Raw genomic sequence first — 25,568 nt, 5'->3', positions numbered from 1 at the left:
ACGATTCGCACAGACGGACGCACCAGGCAGACGCGCCATGCGAACGCACGATCCTCGATCCATTTTTGCAAATTACCTTTCGGTAAGTCGCCGATTACGCCGGTTCGCACGCCGCAGCCCCTGCCATTGCCCGATTCATCCCCAAAAAATCGACGCGGCTACAATGGGTATATGAAGCACGCGATACCCCAGCGGTATGCGATACCGCATCGATACGCCACACGGCCCGGACTGTACTTCACCGACGACGGTGGCGCCGATGCCGTCGTGCGGTCGGAGACAGCCGATCAGGTATGGCTGTGCGTCTACGAGCCGGTCGACCGGCCAACCGCATTCTTCACCGACGCGGTCCGGATCTTCGAGGATTCCCCGTCGCCGTTCATCAATGAGATCCACGCGCATCCGGTCTGCACGCGCATCATCGAGTCCCTGTACCTGCGCGAGACCCTGTTCCGCATGGAGGGGCCGAATTACGGCCTGTGGTACGTCCACCTGCCCAAGGCATGGGACGGCATGCGCTACGCCTACCGCGTGGACGGCGCTTGGGACCCGAAGAAGGGCATCCAGTTCAACCCGTACAAGCTGCTGCTCGACCCGTACGGCAAGGGCATCGACGGCAGCATGGAGCTCGACCCGGCGGCGTTCTCCTACCAGTGCGAGCTCGACGGCAACGGCCGGATCGTCGGATCGGCGTTCGGCGCCATGAGCACCATCGACGCGCTCGGCAAGGTGCCGCTGTCGGTCGCGATCGACGACCGCGACGAGACCAAGCACGACGCCGACCCGTCGCACCCCCACGTGCCGTGGAGCAAGACCGTGCTCTACGAGCTGCACGTCAGGGGGTTCACCGCCAACGCGCCTTGGCTGCCCGAGGAGCTGCGCGGCACCTATGCCGGGCTGGCGCATCCGGTCACGCTCGCCTATCTGCAGGGCCTCGGCGTCACGTCGATCGAACTGCTGCCGATCCAGGCCAAGCAGAGCGAATTGTTCCTGCAGGAGCGCGGCCGCACGAACTACTGGGGGTACTCGACCCTCGGATACTTCTCCCCCGAGCCCTCGTACGCCACCGCCGCAGCCCGGAGCAAGGGCGCCCGCGCCGTGCGCGAAGAGGTGATCGATATGGTGCGCGCCCTGCACGAGGCCGGCTTCGAGGTGATCATGGACGTGGTCTACAACCACACCTGCGAAGGCGGCGTGGAGGGGCCGACCGTCTGCTGGCGCGGATTGGACGCGATATCGTACTACCGTCACCAGAAGAACAACGCCGGCCGGTTCGAGGACACGACGGGCTGCGGCAACACCTTCGACTTCACCAACACGCATGTGGTGACCTTCGCCGTGGACTCGCTGCGGTACTGGGCCAAGCGCATCGGCATCGACGGGTTCCGCTTCGATCTGGCCGCATCCCTGGCCCGCCTCGACGGCGATTTCACCAAGCACCATCCCTTCCTGTACGCCCTGCGCTCCGATCTGCTGCTGGGCAACCTCAAGCTCATCATGGAGCCGTGGGATCTGGGGCCCCAAGGGTGGCGCACCGGTGGCTTCGGCCTGCCGTTCAGCGAGTGGAACGACCGGTTCCGCGACGCCACGCGGCAATTCTGGGTCACCGACACGCAACCCGGGGCCCGCAGCGGTTTCGGCATGCAGGAGATGGCCACGCGGCTGTGCGGCTCGGCCGATCTGTTCGCCACCGACCCCGGCCGCGGATGCGTCTCCTCGATCAACTACGTAGCCTGCCATGACGGATTCACGCTCACCGATCTGACCCGGTACGCGTCCAAGCACAACGAGCGCAACGGCGAAAACAACATGGACGGCACCAACATCAACCATTCGGCGAATTTCGGCATCGAGGGGCGCAGCGACGACCCGCGCATCAACCGCAGGCGCGAGCTGGCGGCGATGAACATGTTGGGCACGCTGATGCTGTCGCTGGGCACGCCGATGATGCTGGCCGGCGACGAATTCTGCAATACGCAGTACGGCAACAACAACGCGTACGCGCAGGACAACGACATCACCTGGCTGAACTGGGACTGGCTGTACCAGCCGAAGAAAACGCCGGAGATGCGGCGGCTGGAGATCGTGTCGCGGCTGATCGCGATACGCAAGTCGCTCGACCTGTACCATCACGAGGAATTCTTCACCCGGCTGACGCAGCTCGGCCTGTTCAAGCCGTCGAGCCGCGTGCAATGGTATCTGCCGAACGGCACCACGCCGATGGACCACGACTGGTTCGACACCAGCGTGCGCAGTTTCGTCATGAGGCTGCAGTCGCAGGCCGAGACGGGCATCCTCATCGTGATCAACGGCGTCGACGAGGAGAAGGCCTACCGTCTGCCGTCCGATTGCGAATGGCAGTGCGAATGGACTTCAGGCGTGGTCAACGGCGTGCGCCCCGCCAGGGGAGCCCATGTGGAACGGTTCGATCCGTTGTCCCACGCGGAGGAGGACAACTGGACGAGCGCCGTCGACGACCACAGTCCGATACGCGAGGTGGTCATGCACGTGCAGAACCGCCTGTCCGTGCAGCCCGGACCGAGCGACCCGATCCGCTACGGCGATCCCGGGCACGGCGATCCGGCCCGCGGCCAGCAGCTGAGCTACTCGCACGGCGGGGACGGCGGCGACGCCGACCCGCACGTCAGCACGATCGCGGCCTCGTCCCCGCAGCACTCGCCGCACGACGACAACGCGATCCTCAACATCGCCGACGCCTTGGACGACTCGGAGAACGACGGGACGGACGAATCCAAGGACGCGGTGCCCGACCCGAATCTGTGGGCCGTTCCCGGACTGAGCATCAGCATCATGAAGCAGATCCAGTAGCGCGCGCAACAGCAGCGCACATAGCAAAAGGGCCCTTCCGCCACATGGCGGAAGGGCCCTTCGTAGAGCCGTACGGCTTTAGCGCTTCGAGAACTGCGGAGCGCGACGAGCCTTGTGCAGACCGGCCTTCTTGCGCTCCACGACGCGGGCGTCGCGGGTCAGGAAGCCAGCCTTCTTCAGGGTGGCGCGGTTCGCATCGCGATCGATGGCGTTCAGCGCACGGGCCACGCCGAGGCGGATGGCGCCGGCCTGGCCGGTGGTGCCGCCGCCGTCAACGAGGACGATGACGTCGAACTTGCCTTCGAGCTTGAGCAGCACGATCGGGGAGTTGACCTCACGCTGCAGCAGCTTGGCGGGGAAGTACTCCTCCAAGGTGCGGCCGTTGATGGTCCACTTGCCGGTGCCCGGAACCAGACGCACGCGGGCGACGGCTTCCTTGCGACGGCCGGTGCCGTAGCCCGGGACGATCGCGGAGGTGCCGGTGCCAGCGCCAGCGTTGGTTTCGGAGGTGTACGAGGTGAGCTCCTCTTCGGTTGCCTGAACCGCGGAGTCGTTGGTGTTTTCAGCCATGTTTCTCTATCTCCCTTCGGTTCACTTGGCCTGCTGCGAGACCTGGGCGATCTCGAAAACCTGAGGCTTCTGCGGGGTGTGCGGATGCTCGGCGCCACGGAAGATGTGGAGACGATCCATCTGCACCTTGGACAGACGGTTCTTCGGCAGCATGCCCTTGATGGCAGCCTCGATGATGCGCTCCGGCTTGTTGGCGAGCAGCTGGGCGTAGCTATCGCGACGCAGGCCACCCGGACGACCGGAGTGCGAGTACAGTTCCTTGCCCATCTTGTTGCCGGTCAGAGCGATCTTGTCGGCATTGATGATGATCACGTGGTTGCCGGAATCGGCGTGCGGAGCGTAGGTCGGCTTGTTCTTGCCACGCAGCAGAATAGCGGTCTGGGTGGCGAGGCGTCCGAGCACCACGTCGGTGGCGTCGATGACGTACCAGTCGTGAGTCAAGTCAGCTGGTTTCGGAGTGAAAGTTTTCACTGATGTACCTTTTCCTTATTGTGTTCCGGGCTTCCACAGCCGCATTGGTTGGACGCGACGGTTTCGGCCTCATTATCCGTGGGCTCCCTGAAAGTCCTCGGTGGCGAGTGGGAAAGCGCTTTGAAGGACCCCTTAGGGAAACACAACAATCTACTAGTGTATCGCCTGCCTTGACATTAGGCAAAACGGCGTCGCCCGTGTCGCGCGGACGCGCGGAACGGCCCCTCATACGAACGTGGCCGGCGCGGAATCACCGCGCCGGCCACGTTCGCTGCCGCCGTTCGCCGCCTCCGGTCAGGCGTTCATGATGCCGGCGATGCGCTGGAGATGCTCGTTGTCGAACAGGTCCTCGAGCGGCACCACGTTGCCCTTGCCGTCCGCCAGCGGGATGCGCCAGTTGGGGTACTCGTTGTTGGTGCCCGGCTGGTTCTGCGCGCGCTTCTCCCCCACGGCGTCGGTGATCGACGCGGCGAGCAGCTTGCACGGCGACCCCTTGAGCGCGCGGTACAGCGATTCGACGATCTGCCATTCGTTGGCCTTCTCGTCGTCCAGCAGCGCGGGGTCGAGATAGCCGTTGTCGACCAGCATCGACATCATCGCCTTGTGCTCGGCGCGGGCGCTGCGCTCGAAGTCCTCCTTGGGGCCGGTCAGCAGCCCGAGCTGTTCGCGCAGGGTGACGTGCTCGTACTCGAGGTAGCCGGCCGCCGGCGGCAGATCGTGCGTGTTGACCGACGCCAGCGCATACGGGCGCCAGTCGGAAGGCGCGCGGAACACGCCGTCGAACTGCTCGAACCATTCGACCGCGCAGCCGAGGATCCCGTGCGAGGACAGCGAGTCGGCCACGTACTCGGGCACCACGCCCAGGTCCTCGCCGACCACGACGCCTCCGGCGCGCGACGCCTCGAGCGCGAGGATGCCCAGCATGATGTCCGCATCGTAATGCACGTAGGCGCCCTCGGTCGCCGGCTTGCCCTCGGGGATCCACCACAGGCGGAACAGGCCGAGGATATGATCGATGCGCACCGCACCGGCCTGTGCGAACATGCCGTGCACCATATTGCGGTAGGTCCGGTAGCCGGTGTTCTCCAGATCGATGGGGCTCAGCGGCGGCTGGCTCCAGTCCTGCCCCTGCTGGTTGAACATGTCCGGCGGCGCGCCGACGGTGGCTCCCTTGGCGAAGCGCTCGGGGTTCCACCACACGTCCGCGCCGGTCGGGTGCACGCCGACGGCCATGTCGGCCATGATGCCGATGCGCATGCCGGCCTCGCGGGCCGCCCGCTGCGCCCCTTCGAGCTGCTCGGAGGCGATCCACTCCATCCAGCGGTAGAAGTCCAGCGTGTCCGGGTACTGCCCGCGCAGCGCCGTGATCTCCGGGGAGTTCTTGGTATAGGTCTTTTCCCAGTTGTCCGGCTGGCCGTTCGGCGCGCCCCACTTGTCATAGCACAGGCACCAGGTGGCGTAGGCCTCCAGCTCCTCGCCGCACGAGGCCTTGTACGCCTCGAACTGCGCCTGCCGCGCGGCCGAGCGGCCGGCCTTGAAGATCGCCCACAGCGCGCGCATCTTGTTGCGCCACATCGCGTCGCGGTCGAGCAGCTGGGTGTCGCCGTTCAGCGGCTCAACGCCCTCGTGCAGCGACTTCACCTCGGCGCGCGCCTGATCGTCGAGCAGCCCGAACTCCTCGATGGCCTCGGGTCGGATGTAGGTGAAATTGACGAAACGGCGGGATACCGGCAGATACGGCGACGGCGTCAGCGGCGACACCGGCTCGGCCGCATGCAGCGGATTGACCAGGATGAAGTCGGCGTCGGTCTTCGCCTTGGCCTCGATCACCATGCGGCGCAGGTCCTCGTAATCGCCGACGCCCCACGAATCGGCGGAACGGATCGAATACAGCTGGGCCATCCAGCCCCACAGGTGCCCGCCCTTCATCGGATCCAGCAGTTCGACCTTGTCCGGCGCGCTGATCAGCGTGGCGTCCTGCTGCCTGCCGTTCACCGTGACGTGCAGGGTATGGTAGCCGACGGGAAGATCGGCCGGCAGGTTCACCGCGGCGGTGGCGATGAACTGGTCGTTGATCACGTACGCCTGGGAGCCGTCCCCCGGCCCGATCTGCAGCGTGCCCTCGTACGGCTCGCCGTTTTCCAGCGTGATGGACGCAGACGGCACGGCGAGGATCGGGGTGTTGATCAGCACGGAGTCCTCACGCCCGACGATGTGCAGCACCGTCGGCGACACGAGACGGCCGCGGCGCTCGTCGTGGATGCGCCTGATCGAGTCCTTGATCGCGGTGTCGCTGGAGGCGTCGATGCCCAGCGCGGCGAGCACGGCCACCAGGACATCGTCATCGATCTCGTGGTAGTCGTCCGACATGCCGACATAACTGGTGGCCACGCCGACAAGCCGCGCCAGATGAACCAGCGGGCGAGCCAAACGTTCTTCACTTTCGGTTCTCTCAGTCATACCTAACAGTGTATGTCCTAGCCCGCCGAGGCGCGCACGATAAAACGCCGAAAAACCGCGTATGCGTGTTGCGACGGGGCTCCCGCGTCGCCCGGCTCACACCCGGCGCGACGCCTCTTTCGCCACCACGGGGTCGGGGTCCGAAGCGAGACGGCCCAGCGTCTCGGCATCCGTGTTCGGGTTCAGCGCCACGGCGCGGCGCACCATCGCCGACAGGATCGGCGAGGCGTCCGGCTCGCTGTCGACCCCGAGATGGCTGAGAAAATCAAGCGTTTGCGGGTCGAGCTGCTCGTTCTGCGCGCCCTCGAGCCGCATCTTCCACGAGGTCCGCTTGTTGCGCAACGCGATGTCGCGCACCTCGGGCACCGCATCCTTGGTCAGGCGCCCGACCAGCCAGTTCTTGTCATCGGTGTTGGCGGCGACGGCGGCGCGCACGCGCTGGTCGTCATCCACCGACAACTTGACCAGAACGTTCGGGAACGGCATCGTCTGCGCCAGCATGATGCGGTCCTCCACCGGCGTGTTGGCGTTGCCGGCCACAGCCTCAAGCAGTGCCGTGGCACGCGAGAACGCGGCCTGATCCGCCTTGTCGGGCAGCGGCCGGCGCGCGAATTCGGATAGTTCGTCCGGATCCGTGGAATGACGCAACCGCTCGTAGGTCGCGGTCAGCGGCTCGAATGCCTGAGCGGACTGATCCGGCTGGTACGGTTCCGGCGACGCATTGGACTCCGCTCCGGACGCTCCGGATGCGGCGGACGGCTCGACCGCGGTCGGTTCGACGGGCTCGGTGGATTCGATGGATTCGCTCATGCGTCCCAGCTTAGCTGCGGGACGTGGACGTCGGGCTCACAGCGCGACCGGATGGTTGACCACATCGAGTCGTTCCGGGGTGACCGACGCGTTGAAGGCCTCGCGCGTGCGCGACTCAAAGGTCTCCGACCGCTCCTGCGGCACAATGGCGCGCAGCGTGACGCGGTCGGTGTACCGCTCATCGTCGGAACGCCCCTCGCAGTCGGCGAGCAAACGCTGGAATATCGCCAACTGAGGGTATTCCAACCGCACCGAGTAGCGCACGCACGGCACGATCCGCGCTTGGCTCGCCGCCTTGACCGCCAGCGAGGCGCCAGTCGAATACGCGCGGATCAGGCCACCGGAGCCGAGCAGGATGCCGCCGAAATACCGGGTGACCGCCACCACACAGTCAGTGAGCTCATTGGCGCGCAGCACCTCGAGGATCGGTTTGCCGGCGGTGCCCGACGGCTCCCCGTCGTCGCTCATGCGCTCGGACAGCCTGCCGTCCGCGCCGCCGCAGACCGCGGCGTACGCCACATGGCGCGATTTGGGGTGCTGCTGGCGGATGGCTTCCACGAAGGCGAGCGCCTCGTCCAGCGTGTCGATATGGCACGCGTCGCCGATGAATTCGGATTTCTTTTCGACGAACGCGTCGTGCGCCGGCTGCCCGGCGGTATCGAGGATGGTGTGCATGGCTGCTGTGTGCCTTCTTGTGTGTCGTTGGTGGGGCGGGACGGTAGGGCGGGACGATTGCGGCGGAAACCGGCCGACCGGATTATTGAGCGCTTTGCGCGGCCCCGCGTTCGGCGGTGATGTTCCATTCGCGCACCACGTTCTGGTCCGCGCCCATCGAATAGATCACGTTCCATATGCGCTGTCGCACCTGCGCGTCCTGGTCGCCGGACCAGCAGGTGCCGTCCGGATGATCCGACGCAAGCGAGCACCATTGGTATTTGCCGAGCGTCTCATTGGCGCTTGGCGTCCAGTCGATGCGGCTGACCCGCCACGACCCGGGCACGCCCTTCTTGCCGGCGAACTGCACGCGCGCGGTGACGCCCTGATTGTTGACCAGCGTGTCCGCGGTGTTGGCCGATTCGGTGACCGTATTGCCCAAGCCGTAGATGATCCATGTGCCGTTGTAGTTCTCGATCGGCTGCGCACAGTGGCACCCGGCGCCATAGATCACGTCGAACGCGCCGGTGTCGGCGAGCTCGTGGGCCTCGCTGGTCTGCCACGAATCGGCGTAGTCGATGTATTCCTGCACCGAATGCATGGCGATGGCCACCACGTCGGCGCCTTGGTCGCGGGCGGCCTTCGCCTTGGCCACGGCCTTGTCGATATCCGACTGGTGGTTCGGATCGCCGGCCTCGCGCAGCCGATCGACCTGCCAGTCCTCGTCGGCGACCATGCCGTTGAGCGACACCGTGCCGGTGACCAGCCCAAGCTTGCCGCCGCCGGTCGGCGAATCGACGACGAGCGGCTTGACGGAATCCTCCTGGGTCTTGTACGAGCCGGTCTGCGCGATGCCGTCGGCCGCCAGCGTGTCCCACAGGCGCGCGATGCCGTCCGCGCCCTGGTCCCACGAATGGTTGGTGGCGTGCGTGCAGGCGCGGTAGCCGACCTTGGCCGCCGCATCCGCGACCTCCGGCGGAATGGCGAACACCGGGTAGCCGGTGTACGGGCCGCCGCGCGGGGCGATCGGAGTCTCGAACTCGCACACCGCGATGTCGGAGGCGTCGATGTACTTGCGCAACGGCTCGAACAGGCCGGTGAAATCGAATGCGGTGCCGTCGGTGGCGGACGGATTGACCGCGTACTGGTTCCACAGTCCGGGGTGGAACAGCAGATCGCCGTTGACCAGCATGGCAATGCAGTCAGTGTCCGGGCAGTCCGGCGAATTCCCGTGATGCTCGGCCACCGGGGCCGGTGCGGCCTCGCCTTTGTCCAGCGACGCGCCGGGAGCCGCCGACTGCGCCGGCTGGTTCTCCGCCTTCGGCGTGTTCATGGTGTACGCCACGGCCCAACCGCCGATGCACAGCAGCGCAAGCGCCAGGATGGCCAGCGGCCATACCCATCGCCCCCGCGCCGACTCGCCGGCCATGCCGCGATTCGTGTGCTGGCCCATGCCTCGTATGTGCCGCATGACAAACCCTTCCGTCGATACGCTCTTCCCCGCGCGTTTTCGGACACGGCCGCCATACGGTTCCGGGATCCGTCCCGCGCGCTCACGATCAGCTTATCGCCGGGGCGTTACCCGGTCGCGCGACCGGCCGCGTCGACGTCGGGCGTGCCGGAGTACGGGGGCACCTCGTCGGCATCGTCCCGTGAGGGCTAATCGATTCAATCGCGCAACCGGCAAAAATCAAGCGTTTTCGCGGAAAAAGATTGGTATCGCCATGGCGTTTCCGATTTCCCGCACAGTAAAATGAGTCAATGGAGGCGGACGGACAATGGCGTACCTCCGACTCCGCTACTCAATCACTCAATACAACGCCATTCGCGGCGCGTTCCACCGTTCACCCCCCGAAATTCCGAGACGGCACCATGAGTCGCAATCCAGATTCATGCGCAAGTCGTACATGAATTCATCTATTCATGCAACATGCAATTCGGGTTATAGGCCAAAACATGCCTTGGCTGTTTTGGATACGAAAAAGGGTTTTGGGATTGCTCCCAAAACCCTTGTCGGCGGAGTCAGAGGGATTCGAACCCTCGAGCCGCTAAACACGACTAACACCTTAGCAGGGTGCCCCTATCGGCCACTCAGGCATGACTCCAGTCGCGCCCGCATGAGCGCAACAGCAACTTACATTACCATCGGCCCCCGGACTGCGCAACTGCGGCGCGCGTCGGGGGCGGACTGACGCGCGCCGGCACGCCGGTCACTTGGCCGGCGCATCGTCTCCGGAGAAGGTGATCACCACCGCGGCGATCACCAGGGCGACGCCGATGATATCCCATACCGTCGGGATCTCGCCGAAGGCCAGACCGACGAGGATCGCGGTCGCCGGATTGATCGACTGCATGACCGAGAACGCGCCGGCCGTGGTGCGCCGCATCACGACCTGGTCGATCACATACGGCATGAACGAGGCGAACACGGCGACGAACAGCAGCAGCGCCAGCAGCCCGAGCGAGCCGGCAGGGCCGACCGCCCACGTCGCCTCGGCCTTGGGATGGATGGTATGGCGCACCGCCGGCACGGCCAGCACCAGCGATTGCAGCACCCAGCCGATGAGCATGCCCACGCTGAGGTTGTCGAGGGAATTGCCCCGAGCCGCCACCTTGCGTCCCATTACGATGTACACGCCCCACATCGACCCGCCGATCAGGATCGCTATCAGGCCGATGAGGAAGCGTTGCCCGGTCGGCTGGGCCAACGACATGCCGGCCAGCAGCACCACGCCGACGGCGGCGATGCCGATGCCGACGCGCTCGCGCCAGGACCGCCCCGCGATCACCGCGACGGACAGCGGGCCGACGAATTCGATGGCGACGGCGATGCCGACGTTCATATTGCTGATGGCCACATAGAACATGGTGTTCATCAGCATCACGGCCACGCCGCACGCCGCGACGACCCCCCATTCCCGTGCGGTATGCGGCAGCCCGGCACGCTTCGACGCCTTCCACGGGCGGCGCCACAGGACCAGCAGCAACGAGGCGAATCCCACGCGGTACCAGACCGCATACAGCGGATCGAGCTGGGTGAACGCGAGTTTGGCCACCAATGTGGCCGCGTACATCAATATGGCCTCGGCAACGACGATCAGGAATACCGGAATGCGGTTCAACACCCCCAAGATCACTTGTTTCACGCACACCACGCTATCACCCGTCCGTCCCGCGCCGCGCGGATGGACGCGTTATGCATGACATGCCAAAGCGCATAACATTCGAACATTTGTATGAATGGCGGATCGCCGCTAGGATGGCATCATGAGCACCGCACCGAGACTGGCCGCCGCCAAGCGCGATTGGGGGCACGACGAAACCGGGTGCACCGTGCTGCATATCGACATGGACGCGTTCTACGCGTCGCTCGAGGTGGCCCGGCACCCCGAACTGGCGGGGAAGCCGGTGATCATCGGCACCGGCGCGCGTTCGGTGGTGTCGGCGGCGAGCTATGAGGCACGGCGATACGGCATCAATTCGGCGATGCCGTCGGCGCGCGCCAGGCAGCTGTGCCCGAACGGCATCTTCCTGCCGGTGGACATGGCCTACTACCGCATGATGTCGCACCGGATCTTTTCGGAAGTGTTCAGCCGGATCACCGACCGCATCGAACAGGTATCGGTGGACGAGTGCTATATGGACGTATCCGGGGCGCTGCTGCGCTGGCACAGCGCGAGCGCGATCGGCGCCTGGCTGCGCAGCGAGGCCGCGGCGCGTTTCCATGTGACGTGTTCCGTGGGGATCGCGGCGAACAAACTCGTGGCGAAGATGGCCTCGACCAACGCCAAGCCGGACGGGATGCTGCTGATACCGCTCGCCCGGCACGCCGAGTTCGTGCAGATGATGCCACTGCGCGGTATCCCGGGCATCGGCCCGTCGCTGGAGCACCGGCTCAATGCGTGGGGCGTCGGCTCGGTGGCCGACCTGGCCGCCATGAGCGAGGAGACACTGACCCGCGCCTGCGGGTCAGCCGCCGCGGCGCACGGCCTGTATCAGGCCTCGCGGGGTTTGGATGGGCGCCAGGTCACGCCGTACACCCCGGAAAAGTCGATCGGCGCCGAACGCACGTTCCGCGAAGACACGCGCGACATGCGCCAGGTATGCGCGCTGCTGCGCAAATGCTGCGACGAGGTGGCGAGCTCGCTGCGCCGCCGCGGGCTGATGGCCCGCACGGTGACGGTGAAGCTGCGTTTCGCCGATCTGAGCTATGCGACCAAGGCACACACCATGGAGCGCCCGGTCGATACGGCGAGCGCCCTATACCCGCAGTCGGTTGATCTGCTGCGCCGCATGCTCCACATCCCGGACGGCACGCCCGATACCGCACCGCTGCCACGCGAGATCCGCCTGGCCGGAGCCAGCGCCAGCGGCCTGGTGCAGGCGGCGGACATGGTGATGCAACCCACGCTGGACGACGTGCTGGAGGAACGCAACGCCGCGTCATCCGGCAGCGAGACCAAATCCAAGCGGTTGCGCGGCGCCGAGCAGGCCCTGGACGAGGTGCGCCGCAAATACGGCAAGAGCGCCGCGCGGCTGGGGGTCTAATGGCCTGCGCCATTATCGTTGTGAATTCTGGCTCCCCTCTGTGAGGGGAGCTGTCGGCGTAGCCGACTGAGGGGAGCACACGCATATCGGCCGGATCTAGGCGTTCTTGGAAATCCTCTCCCCAGGCCGCTGCGCGGCCGCCGAAGCGTCTGATTACACGTTATATCATGCTTATTTTGGCGATGGCTTGGAAGCCACGCACCGACAACTCGCGATTGCGGCTCATCCTTCACTACCAAGCCGCATCTAACCACCCCCAGTCGGCTGCGCCGACAGCCCCCGCCAGCGGGGGCGTGAATTTTCACTCATTCTTCGGACGACTGCGCCGGAGCACTCCTTGGATATGCGCAAGGGCCGCGGCGCGCTATGCGCGTCCGCGGCCCTTGCGATGACGGGGAACGGTTATCCGAACCCGGGCGTCTATGCCGTTCGGGGATTATTCGCCGAAGCTCAGCTTGTACTCGCTGGCCCAGTTGTCGGTGAAGACCTTCTTCACGGCATCCCAGCTGCCCTGGCCCTGGGCGTAGGACAGCTCGGCGGAGCCGAGGTCCTGCTCCCACTGGTGGGACACGGTGGAGACGCTGATCACATCGTACTTGCCGGCATCCTGGTACTCGCGGTTGGCCTCGACCAGCGGGTTGCTGACCTGGTACGCCTCGTCGTCGAAGGTCTTGAAGGGCGTGACCAGGCCCATGTCCTGCGAGATGGTATCGCGGGCGGTGTCGGAGGTGACGAGCCACTCCAGGAACTTCTGCGTGGCCTCCTGGTCCTTCTTGGAGGACTTGGAGTTGACGCACCAGTAGTTGGAGATGACCTGGTTGAGGCCTTGGTCCTCTTCGCCGTCGACGCCCATGTAGATTGGCAGCACGCCCAGATCCTCATCCGGGAAGCCCTGGTCCTGCAGGTTGCTGTAGATCCACACGCCGTCCTGGAAGAACACGGCTTCGCCCATCGCGAATTCGGAGGTGGAGTCGTCCATGGTCTTGCCCGAGATGGCGCTGGCCGGAGTGGTGGAATCGGTGAGGTACAGGTCGAAGATGTTCTTCATGTAGTCGACGTAGGTGCCCTTGACCGACTCGGGCACGGAGTTCATGTCGACGCCGTCGTCGCGGTACTCGTAGAACAGCGGCACGGAAGGCAGGTGGAAGTTGTAGCGGAACGCCGAGGAGGTGTCCATGCCGGCCGAGGTGAACGCGCCCTTGACGCCAAGGTCGTCCTTGTGTTCCTGGATCTCGTCGGCCACGGTCTTGAGGGCCTTGAAGTTGTTCAGCTTGTCGATGGACTTGACGCTCGACCACGACGCGTCGAAGTACTTCTTGAGCAGCGACTTGTTGTAGATGATGCCGTAGCTCTCCACCGCGTACGGGATGCCGACCGGCTTGCCGTCGGCGTTCTTGAGGGTGCGGTCCTTGTAGTTGTCGGTCAGCTCGCCGTAGATCTCCGAATCGCTCATGTCGGCCGCGTAGCCGAGCCAGCTGTGCATGAAGCTGGGGCCGTCGGCCTGGAACATGGTCGGGGCCTCGTCCTTGGCCATTTCGGAGCGCAGGGTCTGGTCGTAGTCGGTGGCCGAAAGCTGGATCTGGGTCTCGATGCCGGTCTCGTCCTGGAACGCCTGGGCCAGCGCCTCCCACTTCTCCTGCTCCTCGGCCTTCTTGTTCAGGTAGTACACACGACCCGCGTTGCTGTCGACCGCCTTGCCGGAGTCGCCGCACGCCGCCAGCGTGCCGAGGCTCAGCGCGGCGATGGAAATCACGCTCACCGCCTTGCCAAGCGTACGCCAAGTACCATTCTTCATCACTACCTCCTCGTAATGAGTTTCTCCTTGCGGGGGGCATGCCATCGCCCGATCCCGATCTCCATCCGGATCTCCCTCGTGGGGAGCGTTCCGTCAAGGTACCATAAATGATAGCGCTTGCATTTTTGTCATGCAACTCGGCGTGTCAACCCATCGGGAAACATCGGGGGACATCAGCGCAAAAACCCAGTAATTTACGCACATACATAGGCACGTACCGCCACCCTCGATACGGTATTATAGAATAATGAAAGCGCATGCGACAACGCTGCCATGCGCTATCATCGCCACACTGGGGAACATATGCGCAGCATTCTTCACAAGGAGGGACCGATGAGCACTCTGCACGACGTGGCCCTTGCCGCCGGCGTCTCCGACTCCACGGTGTCCCGGGCCCTGCGCGGCATGGACACGGTCCGCCCGAAAACCCGCCAGCGCGTGGCCGAGGCGGCCAAGCAGCTGGGGTTCACGCTCACCCGCAGCGCCTCGTCGCTCGCCTCGGGCAAGACCATGCGGGTGGTGATCCTGTTCGACGGCCCGGTGAACGCATGGTTCAACGCGAACTGTCTGCAGGGCGCGCTGGAGGTGCTCGCCCCGGAGGGCTACGATCTGGTGCCGGTCATCGCCATGACCCGGCCGGAGCTGGAGGACTTCTTCGCCAAGCTGCCCGGCAGCGGCAACAACATGGACGGGCTGATCCTCCCCTCATTCCTACTGGAGGACAGCTATTCGCAGGCGCTGACCAGCCTGCACATCCCCGCGGTCGCCCTCGACACGAGCAGCACGACGCAGCTTCCCGCATCCATCGTGCTGGACAACAAGGGGGCCATGTACGACGCGGTGCGGTTCCTGCACGGCCTTGGGCACCGCCGCATCGGCTACGTGGAGCACCCCTCGCCGGCGCCGTTCGAGTCCAGTTCGCACCTGCGCGAGCGGTATTTCCTCGAAGCGGCCAAGCGGATGGGATACACCGACGGCGACGTCACGGTGTTCCCCAAGCAGTCCCTGGTCGAGCGGATGCCGATCGACGAGGCCACGGCCGAGATCACGGGACGCATCGTATCGGCGCCGAACCGCCCGACCGCGATCTGCGTCGAAATCGACGAGGCGGCGTTCGACATCATGCAGCGCCTGCGCGTGCTCGGCATCCGTGTGCCGCAGGATATGTCGGTCGTCGGCTTCGACGACCACGAGGCCGCGGCGCTGGCCGACCTGACCACCATCCACCAGGACCCGCAGCTCATGGCCCGGGCGGCGGCGCAAAAACTGCTGACGATGATGCGGGGCGGCACATTGGACGAGCCCTCGACGACGTTCCGCACCACGCTGATCCCCCGCGGCAGCACCGCTCCTCCGCCCCAAGACCGGCCGTAACGGCCCGGCCGTGACGGTTGGCGGCCGATCAGGCGTTGTTCAGGCGCTGCGCCGCGTCGGCAATGGCCTCGTCGGTCGCGGTCGCCGAAAACCTCAGGTAGCCCGGCGCCCCATAGAACTCGCCGGGGCTGGCGATGATGCCGAGTTCGGCGAGCGCGGCCATATCCCGCCAGCAGTCGCCCGACTTGGCCTTCACCCACACGTAGAGCGCGCCTTGCGGCAGGTTGGTCGCATACCCATACGCGCGCAATCCGGCGACCAGCGTGCCCAGCCGCTCACGGTACCGGTCGCGTTGGAGGTCCACCGACTCGCCGTCGCGCAGCCCGGTCGCCATGGCGGCCTGCACCGGGCCGGGGATGATCTGGCCGATCTGCTTGCGATAGGCGATCATCGGCGTGACCAGACCGCTGTCGCCGGCGATGAACGCGGTGCGGTACCCGGCCATGTTGGACTGCTTGCTCAGCGAGTACAGCACGAGCACGCCGCGCGCGTCCCCGCCGCAGACCGCCGCGTCGAGCGCGCAGGGCGCGGGGGCGTATGGCGCCGCCCACGTCATCAGCGCATAGCATTCGTCGGACAGCACCACGGCGCCGATGCCGCGCGCCGCATCGACGATGCCCTTCAACTGCGAGGCGGACAGCGTCACGCCGGTCGGATTGCAGGGCGAATTCACCCAGACGGCCTTGACGTTCGGCACGTGACGCCACGATTCGACGTCGGCCACGTCGTCGACCTTGAGCACGTTGGCGCCGGCCAGCTGCGTGCCGATCTCATACGTCGGGTACGACACGCGGGGCTGCACGATCACGTCGCCGGCGCCGCAGTGCAGCAGCGACGCCATCAGCGCCACGGCCTCCTTCGAGCCGACGGTCGGCACGACGGCCGCCCCGACCGCCTTGAGATCGACGCCGCGCCGCTCGGCGAACCAGCCGTCGATCGCGGCCCGCAGCTCATCCGTGCCGATGGTGGCGGGATACCCGTATGCGTTCGGCGCGTTCGCCGCGATGGCCAAGGCCTTGCGCACCGGGTCGGGGACCGGATCGACGGGGGACCCGACGGACAGGTCGATCATGCCGCCGAACGCGGCCTTCGCGGTGCGCTTGTATCCGGCGATGCGCGACCAGTCGTACGGCGACGAAAACTCATGAAAACCCATAGCGATCCTTCCTCGGGGCGCCACAACGGCATGCATGTACAAGAAATCCGGGTACGCACGCGCACCCGGATCGGACATGGTTATATCAGGCGATATCAGGCGTTCTGCGGGGGCAGCGCCGCGACCTGTTCGGGGTCCTTGCCGATCGCGCCCGCGGCGGACGCGCCGCCCAGGTCGCCGACCTCGGCGAAGAAGCTCACCGCAGCGTCCTTGTACCACGCCCACTCATCGGGCAGGTCATCCTCGTAGAAGATGGCCTCGGTCGGGCACACGGGCTCGCAGGCACCGCAGTCCACGCATTCGTTCGGATTGATGTACAGCGAACGGGAACCCTCGTAAATGCAGTCGACGGGGCACTCGTCCACACAGGCCTTGTCCTTGACGTCCACACAAGGCTGAGCGATCACATAGGGCATGACAACCTCCTTCAAAATACTGCATCCAGAGTACGCTACTGCATCCAGAGTACGCCGCGCACGAGACGCCGGCCCGCGCCGCCCCCTCCGGCCACGACGGCCAGTCCGGCGAGACGGCCGCCCGGTCTCCGGCGAATCAGCCGACGGCTCAGCCGGCGAGTTCGCCCGAGCCGAGCCGCGAGTGGCGGTAGCCGTAGCCGAAGTACACGGCGAATCCGATGACGAGCCAGACGACGAACCGCACCCAGGTGAGCACGCTGAGGTTGAGCATCAGCCACAGGTTGGCGGCCGCGATGAGCAGCGGCACCCACGGATTGCCCGGCATCGTGAACGAACGCTGCAGGTCCGGGCGCTTGCGGCGCATGATCGGCACCGAAACGGCCACAAGCGTGAACGCGGACAGCGTGCCGATGTTCACCATGTCGCTCAGCACGCCGATGTCGAACAGCGCGGCGACCAGCGCCACGACGGCGCCGACGGCGATCTGCAGCACGGCCGGGGTGCCGTGGCGGCCGGTCTTCGACAGGCCGCGCGGCAGCAGCCCGTCGCGGCTCATCGCGAACACCACGCGGGTCAGCCCCAGCAGCAGCACCATCACCACCGTGGCCAGGCCGAGCACGATGCCGAAGCTGATGATCTTCGCGGCCCAGTCGGCGCCGACCAGTTCGAAGGCGGTGGCCAGGGACGGGCTGTCGCGCTTGGCGAGGTCCTTGTACGACACCATGCCGGTAGTGACGATGGCGACCAGCGTGTACATGATGATGATCAGCGCCATGCCGGCGCCGATGCCCAGCGGCACGTTGCGTTTCGGGTTGATGGTCTCCTCCGACGCGGTGGCGACGACGTCGAATCCAAGGAACGCGAAGAACACGAGGGCCGCGCCGGAGAGGATGCCCGGCACGCCATAGACGCTCGGCGCCATGCCCGTGGCCCACTGCCACAGCGGCTGGTTCAGGGAATTGGCGGCGAGCGAGCCGCCAGAGACGGCCGAGGCCGGTTCGCTCGGCGGGATGAACGGCGTGAAGTTCGACGCCTTGACGTAGAAGAACCCGACAATGACGACGAAGAACACGATGGCGATCTTGAACACGGTCATCGCGCCGTCCACGCGGGCGCCGATCTTGGTGCCGAACACGAGCAGCGTGGTGAAGAACGCGACGATGACGATCGGCGCGAGGTCTACGCTCAGCGGGCCGACCTGCACCACGGTGCTCCCCTGCCAGTCCATGAGCCGCATGAAGTCGTTGAGGTAGACGCCCCAGTATTTGGAGATCACCGAACCGGCCATCATCATCTCGAGGATCAGGTCCCATCCGATGATCCATGCCACGATCTCGCCGACCGTCGTGTAGGTGAAGGTGTAGGCGGACCCCGCCACGGGGATCATCGACGCGAATTCGGCGTAGCACATGACCGCGGCGCCGCATACGACGCCGGCGATCAGGAAGCTGATGATCACGGCCGGACCGGCATGGAAGGCCGCGGCCTGCGCGCCGACCGAGAAGATGCCGGCGCCGACGGCCACCGCCACGCCCATGATGGACAGGTCCCACCACGTGAGGTTGCGCTTGAGCGAACGCCCCTCCTCGCCGGTCTCGGCGAGGGTCTGTTCGACGGTTTTCGTGCGGAATACATGCATGGCCATGGCTGACGCTCGCGCTTCTCTCTCTGGTATCGGGACCATTGTCGGGACAATCTCACCCCCGACAATAGAGGCACCGCGTTACATCGGCCGGCCCGGGCCACCTCGGGCGGCTGCCGCGGCGGTTACCGCAGATTCAGGCCGACCACCACCGGCTCCGGCACCAGGCGCACGCCGAACCGGGCCTCCACGCCGTCCTGCACGGCCTTCGCCAGCGCCGCGACATCGGCCGCGGCAGCCCCGCCGCGATTGGTCAGGGCCAGCGTGTGCAGCGAGGACAACCCCGCCTTGGATTCCGGATCGATGCGGAAGCCCTTGTGGAATCCGGCGTGGTCGATGAGCCATGCGGCGGAGGTCTTGACGCCGGCGGAGCCGTCGGGCAGGACCACATCGAAACGGGGCGCGTCCTCGGGCAGCACGGCCGCGGCCTCGGGGGTCAGGATCGGATTCATGAAGAAGCTGCCGCAGCTGCGACGGTCGTAATCCGGCTGGGCGGACCGCGAACCGGACTGCGCGGACTGGGCCTTGACGGCGACGGCGATCTGCTCGGCGCGCTTGGTGCCGGCCATCGCCGGCTGCGCGTACCGCCCGGCGTCCTCGAGCATTCCCTTGGCCGCGCGCACCTTGAGCACCGCGCTGCGGATCGCGCCGGTCTCCATGCGATCGCCGACCTCGACGCCGAGCGCCTTGGCCAGCTGCCCGTAGCCGACCGTGCCGGTCGGCGAGTGGCGCAGCGCGAAGGTGACTGACAGCACCACGTAGCGCGGGGTCGGGAAGAACGCCTCGGCCGGGACCGCCGGCGCCGCGTACATGCTGGCCTTGAGCATGCTCATGCGGTAGCCGAACCCCATCTCGCAGGCCGGGATGTCTTTGGTCTGCTTCGTCTGGCGGTCCCACACCTCGACCGACTCGACCGACGTGGCGACCTCCTGGCCGTATGCGCCGATGTTCTGCACCACCGACGCGCCCACCGTGCCCGGGATGCCGGACAGCCCCTCGACGCCCTCCAGCCCTATCTCGACGGTGAACGCCACGAAATCGTCCCAGTTGCAGCCGGCCTCGGCGTTGACGTGCACGATGCGCTCCCCGCCCTCGACCGGGGCGGCCTCGTCGGGGACGGTGATCAGCCGGCGCGCGTCGCGCACGACCACACCGTCGAACGGCTCGTCGGCGACCAGCAGGTTGGATCCGCCGCCGATCACGCATAACGGCAGGCCCTTGGAATCGGCGTCCTCGACGGCCTCGATGACGCCGACGCGGGAGGTCGGCTCGACGAACCGCGCGATGGGGCCGCCTACGGCGATGGTGGTGAGATCAGCAAAACTCGTCATAGGTGCCATGGTACAAGCACGCTCCGCCCGTGTCACCATCCCCACGCGCCCCGACGCCTCTCCGCCGGGGCAGGACGGACCATGACCCAACCCGTGCAGCTCCCGCTGGCGGGAGCTGGCTCGCGAAGCGAGACTGAGGGTGGCTGATGCCATGCCGCCGGACCACCCCCAGTCGGCTTTGCCGACAGTACGCAGCCCGACACCCCTCCGCCGGGGCACGGCACGACTGGCCCGACGCGGCAAAAAACAAAAAACCCGACCGTTTCGGTCGGGTTGAAAAAATCTGTTGGAACGCGCTCAGCGGGTCTCGCGGTGCACGGTCTGCTTGCCGCAGCGGGAGCAGAACTTCTTGAGCTCAAGACGATCCGGCGTGTTGCGGCGGTTCTTCGTCGTGATGTAGTTGCGCTCCTTGCACTCGGTGCATGCCAGCGTGATGCCCGGACGGATGTCGGCGCTCTTGCTTGCCATTGAATTCACCTCTTGTGTTCGTTGTCCGCCGGTTTTCTACCGGCCTTTGTAGCGAGGAAGAGACTCGAACTCTTGACCTTACGATTATGAGTCGTACGCTCTAGCCAGCTGAGCTACCCCGCCATGAGAGCCTCGAGTGAGAATCGGACTCACGACCTCTTCCTTACCAAGGAAGTGCTCTACCACTGAGCTATCGAGGCGTGGCGGATAGTGGATTCGAACCACTGAAGCACGAAGCGGCTGATTTACAGTCAGCTCCCTTTGACCGCTTGGGAAATCCGCCATGTTCCCGCAAGCGACCGGGGCCGCGTTTCGGCAACTTGGCTATAATGCCACGGATGCGGGACTAGCGCAAATCACAGCGCGTCACCGGCGTGTCGCAGCCGCCCGAAATCCACCCGACACGCCACGGCGATCGGCTGAAAACGGCCATATTCCGCGGATTACCGACGCGGGGAACCATGTCGCGACCAGCCTCGAGAATGGGGACCTGCCACGACGGGCTTCGCGGAACGCCGTGCGGACCATGGCCAGCCCCGTGCGAAGACGCCGCGTGCCGCCGCGCTCGGCAGCGGATCCGGCGCCGAACGCCAGCGCCGCGACCCGTTCCGCGACGAGCCGCACGAACGCCGCCGCATCCGTATCGGTATCGTTATCGGCATCGACACCCGCGTCCGCACCGGAGCCGGCAACGGCACCGGCACCGGTCAGGTACCCGGCGATCATCCCGCCGATGGCGAGGTCCGTGTCGGAGGCCCGCCACCTCACGCCGGTGTCCCACGCGCAGTCGAGGATCTCCGCCCACGCGGCGCCCCACGCCCGCGCCCCGGGCGAGGCCTCGATCGCGCGGAGCCGCCGGCGCCGGCGCAGCGCGCGGATGCCGGCCGGTATCAGCGTCAGCAGCGCGGCAGCCACCACGGCGAGCAGCGACCACAGCGCGACGCGCGCCCAGAACGGCACGCCGAACGCCTCGAGCACCGAAGTACCGGAACCGCTCTTCTCCGAGGCCACCGAGGAGCCGTCATCACGCGTGTTCCGGTTCTGCCGCCGGTTCCGCTGACCGCCATCGTTCGCGTCGGCACCGACGTCCGGCGTGCCGTCGCCCTCCTGCGTGGAGTCGACCCCGGCGAGGTCCTCGGCGCCGGTTCCGCCGCCGGCGTTCGTGTCCGCACCGGCCTCGACGGCGCTGCCGTTGTCCGGCGAGGCCGGGGTCACATCGAACGGCACCCAGCCGACGCCGTCGATGTACGCCTCCACCCACGCGTGCAGCTGGCGCGCCATGACCTCGTACCTGCCGTCGGCGTTGGCGCCGCCGACCCCCTTGTTGTAGCCGAGCACCATGCGCGTCGGCACGCCCATCGCGCGCCCGAGCACGGCCAGCGCGGACGCGTAATGCGTGCAGTAGCCCTGCCTGGCGGCGAGGAAATCGTCGATGACCTGCATGTTGCCGCGCCCGTCGCCGTCCGGGGCATCCAGCGAATACGCGAACCCGTTGTCGGGATTCGTGAAGTATTTGACCAGCCACTGCATCGCTGCGACCTGATGGTCGTAGCCGTCGCCGTCGGTGGCGACGCCCTCGGCCCTGGCCCGGTCCACCAGCGCGGTCACGTTATCGGGCAGATCCTGCGGCAGCGAGCGGTACTGCCGGCGGGCATCGTCGCCCATCGCGTCGGCCATGTCCAGGAGGAAGCGGAGGAAATTCGCGTCAAAGGTGCGCGTGCCCCCGTACGAGATCACGTCGGAGTACCCGCCGCTCGTCATCAGATCGGCGAGCTCCCGGTTGAGGTCGTAGTACTCGGTGCTGACGCCGCCGGAGCTTCCCCCGTCCGAACCGCCGGATTCGCCGTCGGACCCGTATCGGTCCGCATACGAACCGAGATCGCGCAGGCCGCTGGAACCCGACTCATCCTTGCCCGACCCATCCTTGCCGGCCCCATCCTCGCCGGGCAGCGGCAGCACCAGCACCATCGAGCCGTCCCGGGACATCAGCTGCTTTGTCGTCTCGTCGTCGCCGATGATGAACCGATCCTTGAACGCCTGGGACAGGATGAGATTGCTTATACCGCCGATTTGTATCGTCGCCGATCCGACGACCGATCCCCCGCGATCGGTGACGGTGCCGTCCCGGCCGATGGAAAGCGGCACCAGCATCCAGTGCCGGTACGCGGTGGCGATGCCCTGGGACACCGCCGCATGGCGCACCCTGGCCCGTTCGGGGCGCAGCGCGTCCGCTGTGGTGACCCGCTGTTCCAGCTGGCGGCGCATCGCGTCCACGGAACCGATCTGACGGATGCCCGAATCCGATGTGATCGGATCGAGGCCTATGCCGGAAACGGCGTATTCCATGCCTTGCGCGGTGGTCGACGCGCGGTTGTAGATCGTCGACCGGGCGACCAGCCAGTCGCCGCCGATGCCGTGCAGGTAGTTGGTGACTCCGGGCACGGGGAGGAACCGGGACCTCAGGGACTCGATCCGGATGGACGCGGCGTTCGTGAACGCCGGAGCGGACGAGGACGCGCCGGACCAGGGGGCCGACCCGTCGCCGCCCGCAACCGCCATCGCGAAACCGTCGAAGTCCATCGCGTACAGGTACATGGACAGCGGGTTGTCGTAGTACGCCATGCGCTGGTAGTCGGGAATCGTGTCGTCGCCATCGAGGCCGAGTTGGATGCCCGAACCGTAGAAATTGCCGTCCTTGGCCAGCTGTTCGTCGAAGCTCCACGTGTCCCCATCGAAGTCGTCCAGCGTCGTCATGCGCAGGTACGTGCGGCCGGGCGCCTGATAGGTGAGCACGACGGACTGCGAGCCGGAGGACAGCGACCGCTTGAGATCGACCATCGGATTGATGGTGTTGGCCGAGAGCAACCCGGCCGAATCGCCGATCGACAGCGGCACCGCATAGGCGAAGTCGACCGCCGGGGGCGTCAGGGCCAGTACCAGCGCCGAACTCACGATGCCGGCGACGACCGGCAGCGGCGCCAAGGCACGCTGCGGGCGCACCGACCACAGGGAGATCAGGAACGCCACGACCGTCGCGCCGATGCGCCACCAGTCGCTCTGATGCCCGACCAAAGCGTAGTCGGCGGCCAGCAGCACGGCCGGCAGCAGCGCGAACGCCGGCGCGGTGCGGTGTGCGGCCAGCAGCACGCGGATGACGGCGACGACGGCCGCCACGGCGATCACCAGCACCAAATCGCCGTAAGCGTCGACGCTGACCGGCGGCAGCTGCCGGTTGAGCCCCTGGAATCCGTCGGCGACCAGGGCCGACAGCAGGTGGCGCGGCGAGTCGACCAGCGGCTGCAGAGGCTGCGCAAACTGCCCCTCCCCGATCGTCCGCGAGCCGATGTCGGCGGGATCGGGCATCGCGGACAGCCAGATACCGCAGATGTCGCGCACGCGGATCACGACGATCACCGCCGCCGCCAGCAGATCGGCGAGGATCACGGCGCAGGTGCGCAACGCATATCCCATTCCGCCCGACGCCGGGATATTGGATTCGATCGCCACGATGGCGAGCGCCGCGCCGGCGAACCACGGCCAGTACCCGGTGCCGGTGACCAGACCGGTCAGCGCGGCCAAGGAGATCGCGAAGAAGGTCAGGAGCGCCGCGGCGGTGAGGATGCGCCCCATCGCATCGATCGCGCCGGGGCTCCACGGGGCGCGCCGAACGTCTCGGATATGCGGCGTGCCGGCCTTGCGGGACGTACCGGTCTTACGGGGAGTACTGTCCTTGCGGGGAGCGGTGGGCTCCGCATCGCCATGCGCAAGGGTCACGACCGCGGGAACGGGGTCGGCGAGACGCGCCGTTTCGACCGTCACGCCACGCGAAGACGCGGTATCCGGGCGTCCGTCCTCGGCATGCGGGGTCTGCGCCGTCTCGACGATCCGCAGCCGCCCCTGATCGACGGTCCTGCGCAGCGCCGCGGCGAACGGCCCCTGCGGCTGCGGCGTCATCAGCCGTATGGCCGTCACGCGGTGCTGCCGGGACGCCAGCTCGGCGATCCGCACCGCCAGCACGCGCATCCCCTCCGGCGAGTCGGAACGCGCCTTGCCGCCCTTACCGCCCACGTCATCCACGCCGTTCGCGTCACCCGTTCTGTCTGGGCCTTCCGCACCGCGGGCATCGCCGGCCCCGCCGGATGGGACGGCGGCGGCCAGCAACCGCACCGCATGGTCGCGGTCCTCGGCGACGTGCATGCCGTCGGTGACGATCAGACGATGCTCGGCGCCGGACTGCGCCAGCCATGGCAGCACCCGCTCGGCTTCGGCGTCGACGTGCGCTTCGGTCACGCCCGGCGAATGCAGGTCGAGCGCGACGATGGCGGAGGTCCGCACGTCGCGCCCCGTCTCCCGGGTCATCAGATCGCCACGATGAGCGGTGGCCTTCCACGAGATCAGCTTCGGCGGATCGCCCGGCACGTAGGCGCGCACGCCCCCGGTGTCGTCGGCGTGGTCCTGCCCCTGCAGTCGGCGGTCGGCCATACGGCTGACCGGGTCGGCGGCGGCGCCCCCATGCGGCAGCACCGCGGTCTCCTCGCTCCTGCGGAGCACGCGGGAGGCGGCGAACAGGCCGAACGGATCACGCCATCGCACGAAGGACGAAACCCGGCGGTACAGCCCACGCCGCCCCGGCAGGTCGCCGACGTGGCGTTCCAGCACCGCCCCGCTCTGATCGAGGCGCTCGTACTGGTCGCGCACGATGACGCAGCGGGAAGACAGCACGCGCCGCAGCCTCCGCAACCACCGCGCCTTGGCTGGCGCGGCGTTCGCCTGCCGCCGCAGCAACGCCCATTGCGTCACGATCAGGACCAGGGACAGCCCCCAGATGATCGTCAGGGTCAACGCCGCGGCCATCAGCGCGCGATCGTCGAGCAGCAGGCCCGCATACCAGAATCCGGCGCCGAACAGCGCCACCGCCAGACCGGCCGCGCTGGGGCGTATCACGCCGTGCCTGCGCCAGCACGCGGCGCGACGGGCACGTCGGACGCGGGATGCGGGTCGAGGCTCCGCTCCCGTGGCGGTGACCGGCGTGGCATCGGATGGC

At 66.7% G+C, this 25,568-nt stretch carries 17 protein-coding genes and 4 tRNA genes; 3 read left to right on the top strand and 18 right to left on the bottom strand.

The features are described 5' to 3' along the window. Window positions 1-171 precede the first annotated feature (171 nt). Window positions 172-2,829 carry a glycogen debranching protein GlgX gene (glgX, locus tag BBSC_RS02420; RefSeq protein ID WP_046725969.1) on the top strand — a complete coding sequence of 886 codons (2,658 nt, stop codon included), beginning with the start codon at window positions 172-174 and terminating at the stop codon, window positions 2,827-2,829. A gap of 78 nt (window positions 2,830-2,907) precedes the next feature. Here glgX and rpsI read toward each other — a convergent pair whose 3' ends face one another. The 8 genes from rpsI to BBSC_RS02380 all read right to left on the bottom strand — a co-directional run bounded on the left by rpsI (window position 2,908) and on the right by BBSC_RS02380 (window position 10,940). Next, window positions 2,908-3,399, bottom strand: a complete 492-nt coding sequence (gene rpsI, locus BBSC_RS02415; protein WP_033516589.1) for a 30S ribosomal protein S9 — start codon at window positions 3,397-3,399, stop codon at window positions 2,908-2,910. Window positions 3,400-3,420: 21 nt separating this feature from the next. Continuing rightward, window positions 3,421-3,870 (bottom strand): 50S ribosomal protein L13, encoded by a 450-nt coding sequence (rplM, locus tag BBSC_RS02410; RefSeq protein ID WP_033516591.1) that lies wholly within the window; start codon window positions 3,868-3,870, stop codon window positions 3,421-3,423. 294 nt (window positions 3,871-4,164) lie between these two features. Next, complete coding sequence (malQ, locus tag BBSC_RS02405) at window positions 4,165-6,330, bottom strand: 4-alpha-glucanotransferase (RefSeq protein WP_033516592.1); 2,166 nt, start codon at window positions 6,328-6,330, stop codon at window positions 4,165-4,167. A gap of 96 nt (window positions 6,331-6,426) precedes the next feature. Beyond that, window positions 6,427-7,140 (bottom strand): AbrB family transcriptional regulator, encoded by a 714-nt coding sequence (locus BBSC_RS02400; RefSeq protein ID WP_046725970.1) that lies wholly within the window; start codon window positions 7,138-7,140, stop codon window positions 6,427-6,429. 36 nt (window positions 7,141-7,176) lie between these two features. After that, the gene (locus tag BBSC_RS02395) at window positions 7,177-7,815 is read right to left on the bottom strand and encodes an IMPACT family protein (protein WP_033516594.1); all 639 of its coding nucleotides are present in this window, start codon (window positions 7,813-7,815) and stop codon (window positions 7,177-7,179) included. Between the two features lie 82 nt (window positions 7,816-7,897). Beyond that, window positions 7,898-9,265, bottom strand: a complete 1,368-nt coding sequence (locus BBSC_RS02390; protein WP_033516596.1) for a CapA family protein — start codon at window positions 9,263-9,265, stop codon at window positions 7,898-7,900. 546 nt (window positions 9,266-9,811) lie between these two features. Next, window positions 9,812-9,899 (bottom strand) — tRNA-Ser (locus tag BBSC_RS02385). 105 nt (window positions 9,900-10,004) lie between these two features. Next, a complete protein-coding gene (locus BBSC_RS02380) occupies window positions 10,005-10,940 on the bottom strand; it encodes an EamA family transporter (protein WP_033516667.1) in 936 nt (311 codons plus the stop codon). 121 nt (window positions 10,941-11,061) lie between these two features. Between BBSC_RS02380 and dinB the strand changes: the two genes are divergently transcribed. Further along, entirely contained in the window at window positions 11,062-12,342 is a 1,281-nt protein-coding gene (gene dinB, locus BBSC_RS02375) for a DNA polymerase IV (protein WP_033516598.1), read from the top strand. 436 nt (window positions 12,343-12,778) lie between these two features. On the opposite strand, the gene BBSC_RS02370 is transcribed toward dinB, so the two are convergent. Further along, on the bottom strand, window positions 12,779-14,137 hold the full coding sequence (locus BBSC_RS02370) for an ABC transporter substrate-binding protein (RefSeq protein WP_081892811.1): 1,359 nt from the start codon (window positions 14,135-14,137) through the stop codon (window positions 12,779-12,781). A gap of 333 nt (window positions 14,138-14,470) precedes the next feature. Between BBSC_RS02370 and BBSC_RS02365 the strand changes: the two genes are divergently transcribed. Next, entirely contained in the window at window positions 14,471-15,511 is a 1,041-nt protein-coding gene (locus tag BBSC_RS02365) for a LacI family DNA-binding transcriptional regulator (protein ID WP_033516602.1), read from the top strand. A gap of 28 nt (window positions 15,512-15,539) precedes the next feature. On the opposite strand, the gene dapC is transcribed toward BBSC_RS02365, so the two are convergent. The 9 genes from dapC to BBSC_RS02320 all read right to left on the bottom strand — a co-directional run bounded on the left by dapC (window position 15,540) and on the right by BBSC_RS02320 (window position 25,468). Continuing rightward, on the bottom strand, window positions 15,540-16,667 hold the full coding sequence (dapC, locus tag BBSC_RS02360; RefSeq protein ID WP_033516604.1) for a succinyldiaminopimelate transaminase: 1,128 nt from the start codon (window positions 16,665-16,667) through the stop codon (window positions 15,540-15,542). 95 nt (window positions 16,668-16,762) lie between these two features. Further along, window positions 16,763-17,083 carry a ferredoxin gene (gene fdxA / locus BBSC_RS02355; protein WP_033516606.1) on the bottom strand — a complete coding sequence of 107 codons (321 nt, stop codon included), beginning with the start codon at window positions 17,081-17,083 and terminating at the stop codon, window positions 16,763-16,765. A 148-nt stretch (window positions 17,084-17,231) separates the two neighbouring features. Continuing rightward, complete coding sequence (locus tag BBSC_RS02350) at window positions 17,232-18,722, bottom strand: amino acid permease (RefSeq protein ID WP_033516669.1); 1,491 nt, start codon at window positions 18,720-18,722, stop codon at window positions 17,232-17,234. 128 nt (window positions 18,723-18,850) lie between these two features. Then, window positions 18,851-20,056, bottom strand: coding sequence for a UDP-N-acetylmuramate dehydrogenase (locus tag BBSC_RS02345; protein WP_033516609.1), 1,206 nt, complete (start codon window positions 20,054-20,056; stop codon window positions 18,851-18,853). A 297-nt stretch (window positions 20,057-20,353) separates the two neighbouring features. Beyond that, window positions 20,354-20,524 (bottom strand): 50S ribosomal protein L33, encoded by a 171-nt coding sequence (rpmG, locus tag BBSC_RS02340; protein ID WP_003807891.1) that lies wholly within the window; start codon window positions 20,522-20,524, stop codon window positions 20,354-20,356. Between the two features lie 49 nt (window positions 20,525-20,573). After that, window positions 20,574-20,647 (bottom strand) — tRNA-Met (locus tag BBSC_RS02335). A 5-nt stretch (window positions 20,648-20,652) separates the two neighbouring features. Continuing rightward, window positions 20,653-20,724, bottom strand: a tRNA-Thr gene (locus tag BBSC_RS02330). A 1-nt stretch (window position 20,725) separates the two neighbouring features. Then, window positions 20,726-20,807 (bottom strand) — tRNA-Tyr (locus BBSC_RS02325). Between the two features lie 83 nt (window positions 20,808-20,890). Continuing rightward, the gene (locus BBSC_RS02320; protein WP_033516611.1) at window positions 20,891-25,468 is read right to left on the bottom strand and encodes a transglutaminaseTgpA domain-containing protein; all 4,578 of its coding nucleotides are present in this window, start codon (window positions 25,466-25,468) and stop codon (window positions 20,891-20,893) included. Window positions 25,469-25,568 lie beyond the last annotated feature (100 nt).

This window comes from Bifidobacterium scardovii JCM 12489 = DSM 13734 (genome assembly GCF_001042635.1).
GTDB lineage: Bacteria > Actinomycetota > Actinomycetes > Actinomycetales > Bifidobacteriaceae > Bifidobacterium > Bifidobacterium scardovii.
The sequence above is the reverse complement of the archived record's forward strand: the minus strand, read 5'-3'. Positions and strand labels throughout refer to the sequence as shown.

Excerpts from the sequence above, each read along its gene's own strand:
- glgX (WP_046725969.1), top strand. The coding sequence starts at position 172 with ATGAAGCACGCGATACCCCAGCGGTATGCGATACCGCATCGATACGCC.
- rpsI (WP_033516589.1), bottom strand. The coding sequence starts at position 3,399 with ATGGCTGAAAACACCAACGACTCCGCGGTTCAGGCAACCGAAGAGGAG.
- malQ (WP_033516592.1), bottom strand. The coding sequence starts at position 6,330 with ATGACTGAGAGAACCGAAAGTGAAGAACGTTTGGCTCGCCCGCTGGTT.
- BBSC_RS02400 (WP_046725970.1), bottom strand. The coding sequence starts at position 7,140 with ATGAGCGAATCCATCGAATCCACCGAGCCCGTCGAACCGACCGCGGTC.
- BBSC_RS02395 (WP_033516594.1), bottom strand. The coding sequence starts at position 7,815 with ATGCACACCATCCTCGATACCGCCGGGCAGCCGGCGCACGACGCGTTC.
- BBSC_RS02390 (WP_033516596.1), bottom strand. The coding sequence starts at position 9,265 with ATGCGGCACATACGAGGCATGGGCCAGCACACGAATCGCGGCATGGCC.
- dinB (WP_033516598.1), top strand. The coding sequence starts at position 11,062 with ATGAGCACCGCACCGAGACTGGCCGCCGCCAAGCGCGATTGGGGGCAC.
- BBSC_RS02370 (WP_081892811.1), bottom strand. The coding sequence starts at position 14,137 with ATGAAGAATGGTACTTGGCGTACGCTTGGCAAGGCGGTGAGCGTGATT.
- BBSC_RS02365 (WP_033516602.1), top strand. The coding sequence starts at position 14,471 with ATGAGCACTCTGCACGACGTGGCCCTTGCCGCCGGCGTCTCCGACTCC.
- dapC (WP_033516604.1), bottom strand. The coding sequence starts at position 16,667 with ATGGGTTTTCATGAGTTTTCGTCGCCGTACGACTGGTCGCGCATCGCC.
- fdxA (WP_033516606.1), bottom strand. The coding sequence starts at position 17,083 with ATGCCCTATGTGATCGCTCAGCCTTGTGTGGACGTCAAGGACAAGGCC.
- BBSC_RS02350 (WP_033516669.1), bottom strand. The coding sequence starts at position 18,722 with ATGCATGTATTCCGCACGAAAACCGTCGAACAGACCCTCGCCGAGACC.
- BBSC_RS02345 (WP_033516609.1), bottom strand. The coding sequence starts at position 20,056 with ATGACGAGTTTTGCTGATCTCACCACCATCGCCGTAGGCGGCCCCATC.
- rpmG (WP_003807891.1), bottom strand. The coding sequence starts at position 20,524 with ATGGCAAGCAAGAGCGCCGACATCCGTCCGGGCATCACGCTGGCATGC.